Annotated in this window: 16 protein-coding genes; 8 read left to right on the top strand and 8 right to left on the bottom strand. The window is 61.7% G+C overall.

Annotated elements, in window-relative coordinates:
- Positions 1–161: 161 nt before the first annotated feature.
- Both dnaJ and dnaK read right to left on the bottom strand, forming a co-directional pair.
- Entirely contained in the window at positions 162–1,316 is a 1,155-nt protein-coding gene (gene dnaJ, locus ACR0D8_RS14565) for a molecular chaperone DnaJ (protein ID WP_480647531.1), read from the bottom strand.
- Between the two features lie 74 nt (positions 1,317–1,390).
- Complete coding sequence (gene dnaK, locus ACR0D8_RS14570) at positions 1,391–3,298, bottom strand: molecular chaperone DnaK (RefSeq protein WP_480647533.1); 1,908 nt, start codon at positions 3,296–3,298, stop codon at positions 1,391–1,393.
- Between the two features lie 211 nt (positions 3,299–3,509).
- Between dnaK and ACR0D8_RS14575 the strand changes: the two genes are divergently transcribed.
- A complete protein-coding gene (locus ACR0D8_RS14575; protein ID WP_480647535.1) occupies positions 3,510–4,112 on the top strand; it encodes an alpha-ketoglutarate-dependent dioxygenase AlkB family protein in 603 nt (200 codons plus the stop codon).
- On the opposite strand, the gene ACR0D8_RS14580 is transcribed toward ACR0D8_RS14575, so the two are convergent.
- Entirely contained in the window at positions 4,109–4,930 is an 822-nt protein-coding gene (locus tag ACR0D8_RS14580) for an ABC transporter permease (RefSeq protein ID WP_475156124.1), read from the bottom strand. The two genes, ACR0D8_RS14575 and ACR0D8_RS14580, sit on opposite strands and share 4 nt — an antisense overlap.
- 122 nt (positions 4,931–5,052) lie before the next feature.
- Between ACR0D8_RS14580 and cysQ the strand changes: the two genes are divergently transcribed.
- The 7 genes from cysQ (at position 5,053) to ACR0D8_RS14615 (ending at position 13,058) form a co-directional block, all read left to right on the top strand.
- Positions 5,053–5,850, top strand: a complete 798-nt coding sequence (gene cysQ, locus ACR0D8_RS14585) for a 3'(2'),5'-bisphosphate nucleotidase CysQ (RefSeq protein WP_480647537.1) — start codon at positions 5,053–5,055, stop codon at positions 5,848–5,850.
- Positions 5,850–6,650 carry a 3-deoxy-manno-octulosonate cytidylyltransferase gene (locus ACR0D8_RS14590; protein ID WP_480647539.1) on the top strand — a complete coding sequence of 267 codons (801 nt, stop codon included), beginning with the start codon at positions 5,850–5,852 and terminating at the stop codon, positions 6,648–6,650. Before cysQ ends, ACR0D8_RS14590 begins: the two co-directional genes overlap by 1 nt.
- Before the next feature lie 70 nt (positions 6,651–6,720).
- Positions 6,721–7,704: a UDP-glucose 4-epimerase GalE gene (galE, locus tag ACR0D8_RS14595; protein ID WP_480647541.1), complete on the top strand. Its 984-nt coding sequence runs from the start codon at positions 6,721–6,723 to the stop codon at positions 7,702–7,704.
- A 7-nt stretch (positions 7,705–7,711) separates the two neighbouring features.
- The gene (locus ACR0D8_RS14600; RefSeq protein WP_480647543.1) at positions 7,712–8,779 is read left to right on the top strand and encodes a glycosyltransferase family 2 protein; all 1,068 of its coding nucleotides are present in this window, start codon (positions 7,712–7,714) and stop codon (positions 8,777–8,779) included.
- Positions 8,780–8,922: 143 nt separating this feature from the next.
- Positions 8,923–9,909 carry a glycosyltransferase family 2 protein gene (locus ACR0D8_RS14605; RefSeq protein ID WP_475163344.1) on the top strand — a complete coding sequence of 329 codons (987 nt, stop codon included), beginning with the start codon at positions 8,923–8,925 and terminating at the stop codon, positions 9,907–9,909.
- A complete protein-coding gene (locus ACR0D8_RS14610; protein WP_480647545.1) occupies positions 9,906–11,606 on the top strand; it encodes a DUF5927 domain-containing protein in 1,701 nt (566 codons plus the stop codon). The genes ACR0D8_RS14605 and ACR0D8_RS14610 overlap by 4 nt, the downstream gene beginning before the upstream one ends.
- A gap of 6 nt (positions 11,607–11,612) precedes the next feature.
- Complete coding sequence (locus tag ACR0D8_RS14615) at positions 11,613–13,058, top strand: nodulation protein NodH (RefSeq protein ID WP_480647547.1); 1,446 nt, start codon at positions 11,613–11,615, stop codon at positions 13,056–13,058.
- Here ACR0D8_RS14615 and ACR0D8_RS14620 read toward each other — a convergent pair.
- The 5 genes from ACR0D8_RS14620 to ACR0D8_RS14640 are packed head-to-tail and all read right to left on the bottom strand — an operon-like array spanning position 13,042 to position 19,378.
- Entirely contained in the window at positions 13,042–13,560 is a 519-nt protein-coding gene (locus ACR0D8_RS14620; RefSeq protein WP_475156151.1) for a L,D-transpeptidase family protein, read from the bottom strand. The two genes, ACR0D8_RS14615 and ACR0D8_RS14620, sit on opposite strands and share 17 nt — an antisense overlap.
- 57 nt (positions 13,561–13,617) lie before the next feature.
- Positions 13,618–14,403 (bottom strand): ion transporter, encoded by a 786-nt coding sequence (locus tag ACR0D8_RS14625; protein ID WP_475163345.1) that lies wholly within the window; start codon positions 14,401–14,403, stop codon positions 13,618–13,620.
- Positions 14,404–14,423: 20 nt separating this feature from the next.
- Positions 14,424–15,653: a class I SAM-dependent RNA methyltransferase gene (locus ACR0D8_RS14630; RefSeq protein WP_480647549.1), complete on the bottom strand. Its 1,230-nt coding sequence runs from the start codon at positions 15,651–15,653 to the stop codon at positions 14,424–14,426.
- A gap of 57 nt (positions 15,654–15,710) precedes the next feature.
- Positions 15,711–17,543 carry an ABC transporter ATP-binding protein gene (locus tag ACR0D8_RS14635; RefSeq protein WP_480647551.1) on the bottom strand — a complete coding sequence of 611 codons (1,833 nt, stop codon included), beginning with the start codon at positions 17,541–17,543 and terminating at the stop codon, positions 15,711–15,713.
- The gene (locus ACR0D8_RS14640) at positions 17,540–19,378 is read right to left on the bottom strand and encodes an ABC transporter ATP-binding protein (RefSeq protein WP_480647553.1); all 1,839 of its coding nucleotides are present in this window, start codon (positions 19,376–19,378) and stop codon (positions 17,540–17,542) included. Before ACR0D8_RS14640 ends, ACR0D8_RS14635 begins: the two co-directional genes overlap by 4 nt.
- Positions 19,379–19,422 lie beyond the last annotated feature (44 nt).

Here is a 19,422-nt window from a genome sequence, read left to right on the forward strand (position 1 = left end):
ATTCGCAAGGTTGACCGCTGGCGGAAAATTGCAAGGCCCTGCCTCGCCCCCCTGCATATTTGCAGCCGGATTAAAACAGGATCCCGTGCTTCATCTGGCCAAAAATTCCTCGAGGGAGTCGCCCGCAGGGCGGCGGGGGCAGAGCCCCCGAATAGCCCGAGTCAGCCTTTCATGCCGTCCCAAAAGGACTTGACGGAAGAGAAAAAGCTTTTTGATTCCGGATGGTTATCTTCACCCAGATCGTCGAATTCCCGCAGCAGCTCTTTCTGGCGGCTGGTCAGGTTGACCGGCGTTTCGACGGCCAGTTCGATGAACATGTCGCCAACGCCGCCGCCCCGCAGAGCGGGCATGCCCTTGCCGCGCAAGCGCATTTGGCGGCCCGACTGGCTGCCTGCGGGTATCTGCACCCGGCCACGGCCACCGTCGATGGTAGGCACTTCGATCGACCCGCCAAGTGCCGCTTTGGCCATACTGACCGGCACCCGGCAATAGAGGTTCACGCTGTCCCGCTCGAACAGCTTGTGATCCGACACTTCGACGAAGATATACAAATCACCCGGAGGACCGCCGCGCATTCCGGCCTCCCCCTCGCCGGCCAGACGGATTCGGGTGCCGGTTTCGACACCGGCGGGAATGTTGACGGACAAGGCGCGTTCTTTTTCGACGCGGCCCGCGCCGTTGCAGGACTTGCAGGGGTTCTTGATGATCTGACCCAGACCGGAACAGGTCGGGCAGGTGCGTTCAACGGTGAAAAAACCCTGCTGCGCGCGCACCTTGCCCATGCCGGAGCAGGTCGGGCAGGTGGTCGGCTCGACACCGCCCTCGGCCCCTGATCCGTCGCAGGCGGAACAGGCCACGGCGGCGGGCACAGTGATGGTCTTTTGCAGACCGGAAAACGCCTCTTCTAGCGACACCCGCAGGTTATAGCGCAGGTCCGAACCGCGCGCTGCGCGGCGTCCGCCGCCGGCACCGCCGCGCTGGCCGCCCATGAAATCGCCGAACAGGTCGTCGAAAACATCCGAGAACGCGCTGGAGAAATCGCCCTGACCGCCAAAACCGCCACCCGGGCGGCCACCGCCTCCCATGCCGTTTTCAAACGCGGCGTGTCCAAAGCGGTCATAGGCGGCCTTTTTGTCGGCATCACGCAGAACGTCATAGGCCTCGTTGGCTTCTTTGAACTGCGCCTCGGCATCCGGGTTGTCCTTGTTGCGATCCGGATGCAATTCCTTGGCTTTCCTGCGAAAACCCTTTTTGATTTCATCCGCCGATGCGCCCTTGGACACGCCGAGCACATCGTAATAGTCGCGTTTTGACATCCGTGTTTCCTTCTGCCTCAACGTAATCGGGCCGGCCCGGCAACCGGACCGGCCCGAATTGGCCCGGTTTCCCGTTAGTTACGCTTGTCGTCGTCCAGATCTTCGAACTCAGCGTCGACAATATCGTCTTCGGCAGGCGCCGCGTCAGCCGCTGCAGGCTCATCCTCTGCCTCTTCCGACTGCGCCTTGTAGATGGCCTCGCCCAGCTTCATCGCCGCTTCGGTGACGTTCTGGATGCCGGACTTGATCTTGTCGGCATTTTCCGATTCCAGCTCGTCCTTCAGTGCGGCGATGGCCAGTTCGATGGCTTCGATGGTCGTCGGGTCGACCTTGTCGGCATGCTCTTCCATCGACTTTTCGGTCGAATGGATCAGGCTTTCCGCCTGGTTCTTGGCGTCGACCAATTCGCGGCGTTCCTTGTCGGCTTCCGCGTTCTCCTCGGCGTCCTTGACCATCTTTTCGATGTCCTCGTCGGACAAACCGCCAGACGCCTGAATGGTGATCTTCTGTTCTTTGCCGGTGCCCTTGTCCTTGGCCGAAACCGAGACAATGCCGTTGGCGTCGATATCAAAGGTCACCTCGATCTGCGGCATGCCGCGCGGTGCGGGCGGGATGTCTTCAAGGTTGAACTGACCCAGGATCTTGTTGTCCGAGGCCATTTCACGCTCACCCTGGAACACGCGGATGGTCACGGCGTTCTGGTTGTCCTCGGCGGTCGAGAAGACCTGAGATTTCTTGGTCGGGATCGTGGTGTTGCGGTCGATCAGACGGGTGAACACGCCACCCAGCGTCTCAATCCCCAAGCTGAGCGGGGTCACGTCCAGCAGTACCACGTCCTTGACGTCGCCTTGAAGAACACCGGCCTGAATGGCGGCGCCCATCGCAACCACTTCGTCCGGGTTCACACCCTTGTGCGGCTCTTTGCCGAAGAACTTGGTGACCTCTTCGATCACCTTCGGCATCCGGGTCATACCACCGACCAGAACAACCTCGTCCACGTCACTTGCCGACAGACCGGCGTCTTTCAGCGCGGCGGCGCAAGGCTTCATCGACTTCTTGATCAGATCGCCGACCAGCGATTCCAACTTGGCGCGGGTCAGCTTCATGACCATGTGCAGCGGCTGACCGTTCGATCCCATCGAGATGAACGGCTGGTTGATTTCGGTCTGCGAGGTCGAGGACAGTTCGATTTTGGCTTTTTCAGCAGCTTCTTTCAGACGTTGCAGGGCCATCTTGTCCGCCGACAGATCGACACCGTGTTCCTTTTTGAACTCATCCGCCAGGTAGTTGACGATGCGCATGTCAAAGTCTTCACCACCCAGGAAGGTGTCGCCGTTGGTCGATTTGACCTCGAACAACCCGTCGTCGATTTCCAGAATGGTCACGTCGAAGGTACCGCCACCCAGGTCATAGACCGCGATGGTCTGGGTGTCTTCCTTGTCCAGACCATAGGCCAGCGCAGCCGCTGTCGGTTCGTTGATGATCCGCAGTACTTCCAGACCGGCGATTTTACCTGCGTCCTTGGTGGCCTGACGCTGAGCGTCGTTGAAATAGGCCGGAACGGTGATGACGGCCTGCGTGACTTCCTCACCCAGATAGCTCTCGGCGGTTTCCTTCATCTTGCCCAGAGTGAAGGCCGAGATCTGGCTTGGGGAGTACTTTTCACCGCGGGCTTCGACCCACGCGTCGCCGTTGCCGCCATTGACGATGGCATACGGCACCATTTTCTTGTCTTTTTCGACTTCTGCATCATCCACACGACGACCGATCAGACGCTTGACGCCAAAGATCGTGTTGTCGGGGTTGGTGACCGCCTGACGTTTTGCAGGCTGACCGACCAGTCGCTCATCTTCGGTGAAGGCGACGATCGAGGGCGTGGTCCGCGCCCCTTCAGCGTTTTCGATGACCTTCGGCTGCGAGCCGTCCATGATGGCCACACACGAGTTGGTGGTTCCGAGGTCAATCCCGATTACTTTTCCCATATGTTCAATCCCTTTCTCTTCAAGGCGATGTCCGGGGTGCGGACCCGTTATGGCACCCGGCCCCGATCTGATATGCGCAACGGCCCTACACCATCGCGCGTCCCGGCGTATATAAGGGCGACGGGAAAGGCCTGCAAGCGGTGTAAAAGGCAGGTTTTCGGGAATCTGCGGCCTTTTTGGCAAGCTTTTGGCAAGGATTGGGGAATCTTGAATGGCGCGGCTGCTTTTGCGCGGATTTGATATCAGAAAAGGATATCTGGACGGGAATGTGCAGGCGCAGCTGATCGGGCTGTTGCGGCCGATTCTGAAATCAGCACCGTTGTTCCGTCCGGTGACACCGTCCGGCAAGGAAATGTCGGTGCGCATGACCTCGGCCGGAGCGCTGGGCTGGGTCACCGACAAGGCGGGCTACAGGTATCAGCCCGAACATCCCAAAGGCGGTCTCTGGCCCGCGATCCCCGACACAATCCTCGACATCTGGCGCAACCTGGCCAGCCCGGACCGGGACCCGGATTGCTGTCTGATCAACTATTACGGCGAAGGTGCCCGGATGGGGCTGCATCAGGATAATGACGAGGCGGATTTCTCGTGGCCGGTCCTGTCGATCTCGCTGGGGGATGACGCGCTGTTCCGGATCGGCAACACGACGCGGGGCGGCAAGACGGAATCGATCTGGCTGTGCTCGGGCGATGTTGTGATCATGGGGGGACCGGCGCGGCTGACCTATCACGGGATCGACCGCATCCGGTTCGGATCGTCAAAACTGCTACCCAAAGGCGGGCGTATCAACCTGACCCTGCGGGTCGCCTCCTAGCGGCGCGCGCCCCAGCTTTGCGAGACATGCTGGCGGGTGAAGAAGATCCCGAGCAGCCCGATCAGCAGCAGTGCCAACCCGACCCAAAGCGCGTATTCCCAATTGGTGTTGCGCGGGAAATAGTTGCGGAAGACAAAGCCGCGGCACTGATCGATGATGTGAAACAGCGGATTCCACGTGAACATGGCCAAGGTCACCCCGCCCAGCGCGTTTGCCACGAACATCTTGCCCGAAAAGATCATGTTCAGCCGCCGGTAGATATTCTTGAGGATCTCGGACGTTGCGGGCATCCACGGTTTCAGCGCCATCAGCACCACGCCGACGGCGCAGCCGGTGAACCAGGCCAGCATCAGCATCGCAAATGCGCCGCCGGGGTCCTGCATCTCGATCGGGGATACCGCGACGCTGTAAAGAAACAGGATCACAATGATAGAGATCATCTGCGTGTACAGCGATCCGCAGGCGCTGGCCAACAGCATCACCATCATGTTCATCGGCGAATGAAGCATCATTGGGTTGTTGCCGGTGCTGACACCGGCAACCGCGCTGACCGCCTTGATATGGGTCAGAAACAGAAACACGCCGGACAGCAGGTACAGAATGAATTCGCCGCGGATCTTGGCGACGCGCGCGCCCATGAAGGACATGATCAGGTAGAACACCAGAACCAGCACCAGAACCTGCAGGATGTTGATGACGATCGCCAGAACCGCGTTCGAATGCTGCGACCGGACATTGCGCACAACCGCGTGGAACACCAGCTCCGCCGTTGTGAACGCGCCGCCCAGCAGCGTCTGATTTCGTCTGAAATAAAACACCCGAAGCGTCTTTCCCGTTTTATTGCCTGCAATCTGCCACGATTTTCTTGCCGTTCCGTAACCGGCACATCATAAGGCCGTCAGGATTTCCGATCAACAAATCACAGGAACGGAGCTTTTTTGTGACCTATGACGCCCTCATCCCCGTCATCCGACGTCTGGCCCTGCAGGCCGGGGACAAGATCATGCAGATTTACGAAGCGGATGATTTCGACGTGAAGGTCAAGTCCGACGCCAGTCCGGTGACCGAGGCGGATGAGGCCGCGGATGCGCTGATCTCGGCGGGTCTGCGCGAGGCGTTCCCCGATATCCTGCTGGTGACCGAGGAACAGGCCGCCTCGCATTCGGAAAAGGGCGACACGTTCCTGATCGTCGACCCGCTGGACGGCACCAAGGAATTCATCAACCGGCGCGGCGATTTCACGGTCAACATCGCGCTGGTCGAAAACGGCGTGCCCACCCGGGGCGTGGTCTATGCCCCGGCGCGTGGCCGTATGTTCTATACGCTGTCTGACGGCAAATCGGTCGAGGAAACCGGCGCGCTGGACAAGGAACAGCCGGGTGATGTATCGCCGATTTCCGTGTCTGATCCGGACAATTCGGCGCTTTTGGTGGTGGCGTCCAAGTCGCACCGCGATCAGGCCACCGACGACTACATCAACAAATATCAGGTACAGGACAGCAAGAGCGCGGGCTCGTCGCTGAAGTTCTGTCTGGTCGCCACCGGCGAGGCCGACATCTATCCGCGTGTCGGGCGCACGATGGAATGGGATACCGCCGCCGGCCACGCGGTTCTGGCCGGTGCGGGCGGCAAGGTCGTGCGGTTTGACGACCACACCCCGCTGACCTACGGCAAGGACGGCTATGCAAACCCGTTCTTCATCGCCTACGCTCCGGGTGTTGACCTGAAGGAGGCCTGATGTCCGTTCTGATCGCCATCCCCGCCCGTTACGCCTCGACCCGCTATCCGGGCAAGCCGCTGGTGCCGCTGACCGGGGCCAGCGGTGTGTCGATGACGCTGGTCGAACGGTCCTGGCGCGCCGCCTGTTCGGTCTCGGGCGTGGATAAGGTGGTGGTCGCCACCGATGACGACCGCATCCGCGAAGTGGCCGAAGGGTTCGGGGCCGAGGTGGTGATGACATCCGAATCCTGCGGCAACGGCACCGAACGCTGCGCCGAAGCGCATGCCGTGCTGGGCGCGGGCTATGAGATCGTGGTGAACCTGCAGGGCGACGCACCGCTGACACCACACTGGTTCGTCGAAGACCTGATCGCCGGATTGCGCGCCGCACCCGGGGCCGGAGTGGCCACGCCGGTTCTGCGCTGCGACGGCGACGCGCTGAACAGCCTGCTGAATGACCGCAAACACGGGCGCGTCGGCGGCACCACCGCCGTTTTCGCCGCCGATCACAGCGCGATGTATTTCTCGAAAGAGGTGGTTCCCTATACCGCGCAGACCTATTGCGGCGAGGACCCGACACCGGTGTTCCACCATGTCGGCGTCTACGCCTATCGCCCCGACGCGCTGGCGGCGTATCCCGCCTGGCCCGTTGGCCCGCTGGAACAACTGGAAGGGCTGGAGCAGCTGCGGTTCATGGAAAACGGCCGTCAGGTTCTGTGCGTCGAGGTCGAGGCCAGGGGCCGCCAGTTCTGGGAGCTCAACAACCCCCAGGATGTGCCCAAGCTTGAAGAGATGATGGCCGCGATGGGGCTGGATTGATCTTTCGCCGCGACAACATTCCGACCCGCCGCCGCCGGGCGGCGCGTCACACGACAAACTGGATGTTCCAATGACGCATATCCTTGTGACCGGCGGGGCCGGGTATATCGGGTCGCACGCCTGCAAGGCGCTGGCCCGTGCCGGGTACACGCCCGTCACCTATGACAACCTGATCACCGGCTGGCAGGACGCGGTGAAATTCGGACCATTTGAACGGGGCGATCTGCTGGACCGGGCGCGGCTGGATGAGGTGTTTGCCAAATACCGACCCGCCGCAGTGATGCATTTCGCCGCCCTCAGCCAGGTGGGCGAGGCGATGTCGGAACCCGGCAGGTACTGGTCCAACAATGTCACCGGATCGCTGACCCTGATCGAGGCCGCCATAAATGCCGGGTGCCTGAACTTCGTGTTCTCGTCGACCTGCGCCACCTATGGCGATCACGACAACGTGGTGCTGGACGAAAATACCCCGCAAGAGCCGCTGAACGCCTATGGCGCCTCGAAACGCGCCATCGAGGAGATCTTGCGCGATTTCGAGGCCGCACATGGTCTGAACCATGTGATCTTCCGTTATTTCAACGTCGCCGGGGCCGATCCCGATGGCGACGTGGGTGAGTTCCACCGCCCCGAGACGCATCTGGTGCCGCTGATGCTGGACGCGATCGACGGCAAGCGCGACGGGCTGACCGTGTTCGGCACCGATTACGACACGCCCGACGGCACCTGCATCCGGGACTATGTCCATGTTTGCGATCTGGTCGACGCGCATGTGCTGGGGCTGAACTGGCTGGAACAGGGCAAGGGCAGCCGGGTGTTCAACCTGGGCACCGGATCCGGGTTTTCGGTAATGGAGGTGATCCGCCATTCCAAGGCCGTTACCAACCGAGAGGTGCCCTATACCGTCGGCCCGCGCCGCGCCGGGGATTGCACCAAGCTGGTCTCGGGCTCGGTCCGCGCCGGTGAGGAACTGGGCTGGTCGCCGAAAAGGTCCACGTTAGAGACGATGATCGCCGATGCCTGGCGCTGGCACCAGAACGGCCACTATCGCAAATGAGGCACGGATGACGGGAACAGCAACCGATACCCTGCCCCGCATCGGATGGGTGCAAATGTACCGGTTGCGCCTGAAACGGCGGCGGTTGCTGTGGCGATCCTTTCGCAGCCGTCACCAGTTAACCTGCGAAAAGGACCGGACCGCCGGGATCAGGCCGGGCGACATTCTGGCATTCACCACCCTGCGCAACGAAATCACCCGCCTGCCCTGGTTCCTGCATCATTATCGCCAACTGGGCGTCGATCACTTTCTGATCGTCGACAATGACAGCGAAGACGGCTCGGCCACATATCTGCTGGATCAACCCGACGTGTCGCTGTGGCGCACCAGCGCCGGCTACCGCGCCTCGCGCTACGGGCTGGACTGGCTGACCTGGCTGCAGATGCGGTATGGCCACCGCCACTGGACCCTGATGGCGGATGCGGATGAGTTGCTGATCTACCCTGACCATGACAGCAAATCCCTGCATGATTTGACGGCCGCGCTGGACCTTCAGGGCCGGGTGGCGTTTGGCGCGCTGATGCTGGATCTGTACCCCAAGGGTCCGCTGGGTGCTCGGACCTACGACCCGCAGACCGACCCGGCGCAATTTCTGGGCTGGTTCGATGCAGGCCCCTACCGGGCGCAGCGGCAGTCGCCGCTGGGCAATCTGTGGGTTCAGGGCGGTGTGCGCGAGCGGATGTTCTTTGCCGACCGGCGGCGCCACTCTCCGACACTGAACAAGATCCCGCTGGTGAAATGGGACCGGCGCTATGCCTTTGTGAATTCTTGTCACTCAGCCCTGCCCCGGCATCTGAACGCAGCTTATGACGGTCCGGGCGACACCGCACCATCCGGTGTGTTGCTGCACACCAAGTTCTTGCCGGATGTGGTGAACAGATCCGTCGTTGAAAAACAGCGCCGCCAGCATTTTCATGATCCCGACGAATTTGCGACATACTATGATGCTATCGCCGGGGGCCCGGACATGTGGGTGCCGGACTCGGTGCGGTATACCGGATGGGCGCAGCTGCAACGACTGGGGTTTATGGGCGACATTGCCTGGGACTGGCGCGAAAGCAACGGAACGGGCTAACGGATTTTAAATCCGTTGCCTTGAAAGATGTAATGATGGCATAACACGGCAATTGCCCGGCACCACTCTGGATTGTTCAGCCCCGGGCATGCTCGCGTAACGGAAAAGGTTGAGCAGACGTGAGCCTGTTGGATTCATACCGGATGAGGTTGCGGCGCAAGCGCCGTCTGATCCGTTGTCTGCGCAAACGGCGGGAATTGCAGCCGGTCGCCGACAACACCGGCGACATCCGGCGCGACGATGTGCTGTTGATGAGCGTCGTTCGGAACGAAAAGATCCGCCTGCCCTGGTTTCTGGACTACTATCGCAGGCTGGGCATCGGCCATTTCCTGTTCGTCGATAATGACAGCGATGACGGCACCCGTGAATTTCTGGCCAGCCAGCCGGACGTTTCGGTCTGGCGGGCCAGCGCCAGTTACAAGCGCGCCACCTTCGGCATCGACTGGTCGAATTACCTGCTGCGCAAATACGCCCATGATCATTGGGTTCTGACCGTCGATCCGGATGAGTTTTTCATCTACCCCTTCTGCGACACCCGGCCCATCAGCGCCCTGACCGACTGGCTGGACGGGTGCGCCGTGCGCAGCTTTGGCACCATGCTGATCGACATGTACCCGCAGGGCGCGGTGGATGCCGACCCCTATCGCGAAGGGCAGGATCCGTTTCAGATCGCCCGCTGGTTCGATGCCGGGAATTACATGATCACCCGGAACCCCGATTACGGAAACCTGTGGATCCAGGGCGGGCCGCGGGCACGGGTGTTCTTTCGGGACAACCCCGCCAAGGCCCCGGCGCTGAACAAGATCCCGCTGGTGAAATGGGACCGGCGCTATGTCTATGTCAGCTCGACCCATTCGCTGCTGCCGCGCGGGCTGAATCAGGTTTATGACGAATGGGGCGGCGAAAAAACCAGCGGGGCGTTGCTGCATGCCAAGCTGATCGACACGCTGGGCGACAAGGCCCGGGAAGAGATGCGGCGTGGCCAGCATTACCGCAAATCCGGCGAATACCGCGCCTATGCCGAACAGCTGGAAGACAAGCCGGTTTTCTGGTGCGACCGGTCGGAAAAATACATCAACTGGCGGCAGCTTGAGATTCTGGGCCTCATGTCGAAAGGCAACTGGGCATGAGCGGCCTGGGCATCGTCATGCTGGTTCACACTGCCCTGCACCGGGCCGGGCAGGTCGCGCGCCACTGGACCGCCGCGGGCTGTTCCGTGGTGATCCATGTGGATCGCAAAGTGCCGGATCCCGTCTATTACCATTTCGTTGCCGCCTGTGCCGACGAGCCGATGATCCGGTTCTCACCTCGGCACCAGTGCGAATGGGGCGGCTGGGGCATTGTCGCGGCGTCGCAGGCGGCCTCGGAACTGATGCTGGACGCCTTCCCCGACGTGCATCACGTCTATCTGTCCTCAGGCGCGTGCCTGCCGCTGCGGCCGGTGGCCGAGCTGATCGACTACCTCGCCGACCGGCCCCGCGTCGACTTCATCGAAAGCGCCACCACCGCCGAAGTCAGCTGGACCATTGGCGGGCTGGATCAGGAACGTTTCACGCTGCGGTTCCCGTTTTCCTGGCGCAGGAACCGCAAGCTGTTTGATGCCTATGTGAAGCTACAGCGCGCGACCGGGCTGCGCCGCCGTATCCCCGACGGGCTGGTGCCGCATATGGGCAGCCAATGGTGGTGCCTGACGCGCCAGACCTTGTCCGCGATCCTGCAGGACCCAAGGCGCCGGGCCTATGACCGCTATTTCCGGCGCGTCTGGATTCCGGATGAAAGCTATTTCCAGACATTGGCGCGGCTTTATTCCACGCATATCGAAAGCCGGTCCCTGACCCTGTCCAAATTCGATTATCAGGGTCGCCCGCACATCTTCTATGACGACCATTTGCAGCTGTTGCGGCGGTCCGATTGCTTCGTGGCGCGGAAAATCTGGCCCCGGGCGGATCGGCTGTATCAATCCTTTCTGACCGACCGGGACAGCGCCATGCGGCCCGCCGAACCCAACCCCGGCAAGATCGACCGGGTGTTTTCCAAGGCGGTGGAACGGCGCACAAGGGGCCGCGACGGGCTGTATATGCAAAGCCGCTTTCCCCGCCACGGCAGCGAAAACGGCCTGACCTCCTTTCCCTATTCGGTGTTTCAGGGTTTTGCCGAACTGTTCGAGGATTTTGAGCCCTGGCTGGCCGAAACCACCGGCACGCGGGTTCACGGGCATTTGTTCGGCCCCGACCGGGCCGCTTTTGCCGGCGGTGAGACGATCATCAACGGCGCGCTCAGCGATTGCGCGGTTCTGCGCGATTACAACCCCACCGCCTTTGTGTCGAACCTGATCTGGAACACCCGGGGCGAGCGGCAGTGTTTTCAGTTCGGCCCCGGCGACACTCAGGAAATCAACTGGTTTCTGGCCCGCGACCGCAACGCGCAAATCTCGGTCATCACCGGGGCCTGGGCCATTCCGCTGTTCCGGTCGAACCTGAATTTCGCCGATATCCGAAACAAGGCCGCCTGCCTGCAGCAGATCGAAACCAAACAGCTTGAGGTTCTGAGGTCGGTCTGGACCAAGGCCCGGGTGCGCAGCTGGACTTTGGCAGATTTCGTGGAATCGCCGATGGAGCCGCTGCAAACCGTGATCGAAGAGATCGGAACAACGCAGGCCAGCCATCTGATCGAAGCACCGAAGATGGTGGATCTGTCGGGGTTTGGACAATTCCTGCAAAACCTCAAGAACCAGGGCATGCACCCCTATCTGATGGGCGATTTTCCCGCCGACGACGTGTTCGGCGCGCAGGTCCGGCCGTTCAGAAAACCCTATCTGGTGCAATAGCCGGTCATGACAGCCAAGTTCGACTATTTCATCGTCCTCGCGGCCATGCGGACCGGCTCGAACCTGCTTGAGGCCAATCTGAACGCGTTGGATGGGGTGACCTGCCACGGCGAGGCGTTCAACCCGCATTTCATCGGCCGGCTCAAATCCGACAGCCTGCTGAACATCACGCTGGACATGCGCGACAGCGATCCGATGCGGCTGGTTCAGGCGATCCGGTCCGCACCGGGCGCGATCAACGGGTTTCGCTTTTTTCAGGGCCACGATCCCCGCGTGTTAGAGCCCGCCCTCAGCGATCCGCGCTGCGCCAAGATCATCCTGACCCGCAATCCGCTGGACAGCTACCTGTCCCTGAAAATCGCGCGCGAGACCAGGCAATGGCAGCTCAAGAACATCAAGCGCCGCCGCGACGCGCAGGTCGAATTCGACACGCCGGAATTTGAATCATATCTGGATCAGCAACAGGCGTTTCAACTGATGCTGCTGCACCATCTTCAGGACACGGGTCAGACAGGTTTTTTCGTCGGCTATGACGACCTGACCCGCCTGAACACGCTGAACGGTCTGGCCGCGTGGCTGGGTGTTTCGGCGCGGTTGTCGGCAATCGACGTCACGCTGAAACCCCAGAACCCCGAACCTGCCCTGTCCAAAGTGACAAACCCGGCAGAAATGGAACAGGGTCTGGCCCGGATCGACAGTTTCAATCTGCACCGCACGCCGAATTTCGAACCCCGGCGCGGTCCGGCTGTGGGCAGCTATGTGACCGCTGCGGAAACGGCGCTGTTATACCTGCCCGTACGCGGCGGGGCCGAGGGCCCGGTGACACAATGGCTGGCCGATCTTGATGCCGTCCCCCCGGATGCGCTGATCACCAGACAGAACCGGAAACACATGCGGCAGTGGATGCAGTCCCATCCCGGGCACCGGAAATTCACTGTCCTGCGCAACCCGCTGGCGCGCGCGCATTCGGCTTTCTGCACCTATATCCTCAGCACCGAGCCCGGCGCTTATCTGAAAATCCGCAACATGCTGCGCAATCGGTTCAAACTGCCGATCCCCGGCCAGTTGCGAAGGGACAACTACCCTGTGGAACAGCATTATGAGGCGTTTTCGGCCTTTTTGTCCTTTTTGCGCCAGAACCTGGCGGGACAGACCCCTGTGCGCGTCGACGGGGTTTGGGCCAGCCAGTCGCAGGTTCTTGAAGGGATGGCGTCTTTCGCGCTGCCCGATCTGATCCTGCACGAAGACGAGATTGCGACGGCACTGCCCGATCTGGCGCGCCGGATGGGGCACGACGCCCCGCCTTCACCCGGGCACAGCGCACCCGACGCGCCATTTGCGCTGAGCGACATTTACGACGACAGGCTTGAGGCGCTGGCAGTCAACACCTATCAGCGCGACTACATGCAGTTCGGGTTCGGGGAATGGAAACCGCTTAGGGGCGCAGAGTGATCAGCGTGCCCCGGTTCACCATCGCATAGATCTCTTCGATCTCTTCATTCTTGACGGCGATGCATCCTGCGGTCCAGTCCGGTGTCTTTTTGGCGCGTTTCAGCTCGGACCGTCGCTTGGGCTGACCGTGGATGAAGATATCGCCCCCCGGGTCCACACCGGCCGCCTTGGCCTGCGCGATATCGCTGGAGTTCGGGTAGGAGATCCCGAGCGACAAGTGATAGCGGCTGTTGGGATTGCGGCGGTCGATCAGATAAGTGCCCTCGGGCGTGCGGCCATCGCCGCGCTTGGTCTTGGTGCCCGTCGGGGCGAATCCAAGATCGACCTCGTATTCCTTGAGGATGTGTTGGTTGTGCAAAAGATAAAGCTTGCGCGCGCCCTTGTTGATGACCAGTGAGGTCACCTCAGGCCCATCATAAGTCAGAAATCTGGGACTGGCCGAAGCACAGGCCGAAAGGCCCAGCGTTGCCATAGCGCCCAATCCGAATGCTCGACGATCCATATTTCACTGCCTGCTGCTTTTTTTCGAGCATTATGCCAGAAAACCAGAAAACGGAAATCACTTTTTGATGTGTTGTTGATCCATCAGCCGGCGTTCGATGCTTTCCAGCCGTTCCAGCACCTCGTCCCGGTACGCGTCCGTCCTGACCTCATCCTCGGCATGGTGCGCATCCTGCATCGAGTTCACGATCAGACCCACCAGCAGGTTCACCACCGCAAAGGTGGTGACCATGATAAAGGGCACGAAGAACAGCCATGCGTAGGGATAGATTTCCATCACCGGGCGCACGATGCCCATCGACCAGCTTTCCAGCGTCATGATCTGGAACAGCGTATAGGCCGACAGGCCCAGATCGCCGAACCAGCCGGGAAAAGACTGCGAGAACAGCTTGGTCGAGATCACCGCGCCGATGTAGAACAGGATCGCCATCAGCAGGAACACGCTGGCCATGCCCGGCAGGGCCGAGATGAAGCCCTCGACCACCCGCCGCAGACGCGGCGCAACCGAGATGACACGCAGCACCCGCAAAATCCGCAGCGCCCGCAGCACCGACAGCCCGCCCGCGCTGGGAACCAGGGCGATGCCGACGACGATAAAGTCGAACACGTTCCAGCCGCTGGTAAAGAACCGCCGCCCGGTCGCCAGCAGCTTCATGGCAATCTCGGCCACGAAAATCGCCAGACAGATGCGATCCAGAGCCACGATCAGCGGACCGGCAGCCCCCATCAGGGTGGGCGATGTTTCCATCCCCAGCAGCACCGCGTTGAATATGATGACGCCCGTGATGAACCGGCCAAAAGCCGGGCTTTCGATGACGCTCAGCAGGCGCTGGTTGAACCCCATTGCGAAACTCTCCTGTCTGCTCATGATGCCGGGCTCCAGGTGAACCGCGCGGCAAGTTCCGTGTGTGACGACCATCGAAACTGGTCAACCACCTGAACCCATTCAAGGGTGTATCCGCTATCAACCAGTGTTTTTGCGTCCCGCGCGAAGGTGACCGGGTTGCACGACACATAGGCGACCACGGGCCGCGCCGCCTGTGCCAGCTCAGCCACCTGCGCCTCGGCCCCGGCGCGGGGCGGGTCGATGACAACCGCATCATAGGATTTCAACTCATCGGGCATCAACGGTCGGCGGAACAGATCGCGCGCTTCGGCCGTGACGCGTTTGAGACCCTGCGCCCGACGCCAGCCCTGATCGAGCGCGTCCGTCATCGCCGCATCCCCTTCGACCGCATGAACCTCGGTCAGCTGGGCCAGCGGCAGCGAGAATGTGCCGCTGCCTGCAAACAGGTCAACGATGCGTTTCGCCCCCTGCGTGGCCTGCAAAACCGCCTGTAACAGAGCCTGTTCTCCGTCCTTCGTTGCCTGCAGGAACGCGCCGGGCGGTGGGATGACTGCGGCCGTGCCAAATCGCTGAACCGGGGGGTGGCGCGTGGCGATCACCTCGCCCTCCCAACTGAGCCGCGCCAGCCCGTGTTTTTCGGTTGCCTGCGCCAGCGACAGTTCCAGCGGACCGTCCAACGGCTTGCCACCGGTGACCGCAACGTCCAGACCCGCGTCTGACAGGGTCAGGGTCACCGCCAGCACACCCTTGCGGCTGCCGCCCAGTACGGCCAGCGCTTCGGCCACAGGAATGGCGGCGATCAGGGCCGGGTCCAGCAGATGGCAATCGGGGATTTCGGAAATGGTATCCGAGGCGCGGCCGTGGAACCCGGCCAAAGTGCCTTTCTTCGTTCGCCGCACGGCGATCGTGGCGCGGCGGCGGGATCTTTCGTGCGAGGTGTGGATCGGCCGCATCGGCGCCGCCAGCCCCTGCGCGGCCAGCGCGGTTCGCACGACATCCACCTTCCAATCGGCGACAAACTCATCCGCAGCGTGCTGCAACTGGCACCCGCCGCACGCCTTGTAATGGCGGCACGGTGCTTTGACCCGGTGTTCCGAAGGTGTTTCGACCCGGATATCGGTCAGAACCTGACCCGCCAGCGTGCCGCTAACCACTTCACCCGGCAGGGTGCGCGGCGCATAGACCGGGCCGTCGGCTATGCCATCGCCCTGATGGCCAAGGCGGGTTATGGTGAACTGCTGCGTCATGAGGGGCCTGATACCGGGGCTTTGCGCGCAACAAAACCCTTTTGCGCGCTTTGATCTTTATTCGGCGGCTTCGGCCTGAATAAAGCCGCCGGACTGGCGATGCCAGAACCGGGCATACAGCCCACCCTGTTCCAGCAGCGCGTCATGGGTGCCGGTTTCAACCACGCTCCCCTGATCCAGCACGACGATCCTGTCCATCTCGCTCAGCGTGGACAGGCGATGCGCGATCGCCAGCACGGTCTTGCCCTGCATCACCCGATGCAGCGCGGCCTGGATCGAGGCTTCGACCTCGGAATCCAGCGCCGAGGTCGCCTCATCCAGCACCAGAACCGGCGCGTCCTTGAGGATGGCACGGGCCAACGCGATCCGCTGCCGCTGCCCACCGCTGAGCTTTACGCCACGTTCGCCAAGGTGCGCGTCATAGCCTTTGCGGCCATGAGCGTCCTGCAGGCTGAGGATAAACTCATGCGCCTCGGCCTTACGCGCCGCCGCGATCATGTCCTCCTCAGAGGCGTCGGGGCGGCCATACAGGATGTTTTCACGCGCCGAGCGGTTGAACATCGCGGTTTCCTGCGTGACCATGCCGATCTGGCGGCGCAGACTGTCTTGCGTCACCTGCGCCACATCCTGCCCGTCGATGCGAATGGCGCCGTTTTCCCCGTCATAGAGCCTGAGCAGCAGCGACACCAAGGTCGACTTTCCGGCACCCGAAGCCCCGACGATGCCCAGCTTTTCGCCGGGATGCACTGTCATGCTGACGTCGGACACACCGCCGACATCGCGGCCATAGGCAAAGCTGACATGGTCGAAGTCAATCCGTCCTTCGGTCACGGTCAACTCGCGCGCGCGGGCGGCGTCTTCGACCCGGTCGCGTTTGGCCAGCGTCTTCATGCCGTTCTCGATCTCACCCACATTGGCATACAGACCCATCAGCGTGAAACTGACCCAGCCGGTCATCTGCGCGATGCGGATCGAAATCGCGCCCGCCGCCACGATGTCGCCTGCCGTTGCCGCGCCCGCTTGCCACAGCAGCAAGGTCGCGCCCAGCAGCAGAACCGGCAGAATCCCGGCCAGCACCATCAGAATGAATCGGAAACTGGCCGAGAGCTTGCCAAACGCCAGCATCTTTTCCCGCAGGTCGACCATCGAGTTTCGGGCCGCCTGATCTTCGAACTCGGAATGGGCGAACAGCTTGACGGTTTTGATATTGGTGATCGTGTCGACCACCTGCCCAGACACCATCGCCCGAGCCCCGGCGCGCGCGGCAGAGCGCACCCGGATGCGCGGCAGGTACCAGCGGATCAGCAGGAAATACACCGCCAGCCAACCGGCAAAGGGCAGCATCACAAGCGGATGTATCGAGCCTAACAAAAGCAAAGACCCCACAAGTGACGCCAGCGCAAAGACAATCGCGCTGATGGTTTCCGATACAACCGAGGCCATCGCATTGGAGGTCTGCATCTGTTTCTGCGCAATCCGCCCGGCGAAATCATCGTCGAAATACGTCACCGACTGGCCCAGCGTCCAGCGGTTGAGTTTGGCCAGAACCAGCGGCGGGATATTGGGCATGACGACGTAGTTGTTCGAAAACGCCGACAGGCCGAAGAACACCGGGCGCAGCAGCATGAAGAACGCCGCCACGCCAAGGATCATCCAAAGATTATCGCCAGATAGAAAACCCTGCGGCCCGCTTTCGGTCGCAATGTCGATCACCAGCCCCAGCATCCAGGCGGTGCCCGCCTCCATCGCGCCCGCGGTGGCCGAAAAGGTGGCGGCCACGAAAATCATCGGCCACGCACCCGACAGGCACCAGCGAATGAACGCCCCCAGCCGTTGCGGCGGGGGCGTTTCGGTGCTCTTGAACGGGTCTATGAGGTCGGCAAGCTTCATTCCGCGGCCTCCGTGTTCAGGAAGCCCCCAGATTGCCGCGCCCAGAACTGGGCGTAAAGCCCGCCCTGCGCCAGCAGTTCGGAATGCGCGCCCTGTTCGACGATCCGGCCGCCATCCATCACCAGAATACGATCCATCTGCGCAATGGTGCTGAGCCGGTGCGCAATGGCGATCACGCTCTTGCCCTGCATCATGCCGTAAAGCGTTTCCTGAATCGACGCCTCGACCTCGGAATCGAGCGCGGATGTCGCCTCGTCCAGCAGCAGGATCGGCGCGTCCTTCAGGATCACCCGCGCCAGCGTCACCCGCTGCCGCTGTCCACCGCTGAGCTTCACACCGCGTTCACCGACATGGGCGTCGTAGCCGGTGCGCCCTTGCGGATCCTGCAGGTCAAGGATGAACTCATGCGCCTCGGCCTGTTTGGCGGCGGCGATCATCTGCGCCTCGGTGGCATCGGGGCGGCCATAAAGGATGTTGTCGCGCACCGAACGGTGCAGCAGCGCGCTGTCCTGCTGCACCATGCCGATATGGCTGCGCAAACTGTCCTGGGTCACATCGGCGATGTTCTGGCCGTCGATCAGGATGGCGCCCTGTTCCACGTCGTAGAACCGCAACAAAAGCTTGACCAGGGTCGATTTTCCCGCCCCGGACCGCCCGATCAACCCGATCTTTTCGCCGGGATGAATGGTCAGGTTGATATGATCCAGACCGCCGGTCCTGCGCCCGTAATGGTGCGACAGGTTGCGGATTTCGATCTGACCATCGGTCAGGTGCAACGGTCTGGCATCGGACACGTCCAGCAGATCGATGGGCTGGGCAATCGTCTCCATCCCCTCGGCCACAACGCCCAGCTGGCGGAAAAAGCTGGTCAGCGCCCACATGATCCAGCCGGTCATCGCGTTCAGCCGAAGGGTCAGCGCAGTGGCGGCCGCGACCACGCCGACCGAGGCGCTGCCCTGCATCCACAAGGCAATGGCCCAGCCGACGACGCCAACGATCAGCAGACCGTTCAGCGAGACCAGAACCGCATCCATGATGGTGAAGATCCGCATCTCGATCTGGAAGGTCCGGCGGGTTTCCTCGATGGCTTCGCGGGCATAGTCCAGCTCCTGCGCATCGTGGGCGAACATCTTGACCGAATGGATATTGGTATAGCTGTCCACCACCCGGCCCGTCACCGCCGAGCGCGCATCGGACGCCGCCTGCGAGGCCGGACCCACCCGCCGCACCGTCCAGCGCACCAGCAGCGCATAGAGCGCGAACCAGATCAGCAGCGGCAGCAACAGCCGCGGATCGGCCGCCATCAGCAGCACCGCCGCGCCGATCAGATAGGCCAGCGAGAAGGAAATTGCGTCGAACACCTGAAACACTGCCTCGCCCGCGGCGGGCGGCGTCTGCATGATCCGGTTGGCGATGCGCCCGGCAAAGTCGTTCTCGAACCACCCCACCGACTGGCGCAGCACGTGTTTATGCGCGCGCCAGCGGATCAGGGTGCCAAAGTTCGGCAGAATGGTGTTGTTCAGCAGCAGCACGTCGAACACATGCAGCATCGGGCGCAACAGCAGAACAAAAACCGCCACCAGAATCAGTTCGGTCCCGTGCGCCCGCCACATTTCGGCCGGCGAGCCGGACAGCAAATCCACCACCCGGCCCATGTAATAGATCAGCCCCACCTCGACCGCCGCAACGACGACCGAGATCAGCGCCGCCCAGACGAAGACGCGGTAAAACGGCTTGGAATACTCCAGCATGAACGGCCACAACCGTGTCGGCGGGACGTCGGATTCCTTATAGGCAACAAAAGGGTCTACGAGGTTTTCGAAATAGCGAAACATGGAGGTTGCTCCGGTTGAGCAGGAAAATCAGGACGTGCGAAGAA

The organism is Ruegeria sp. BG10 (genome assembly GCF_056538575.1).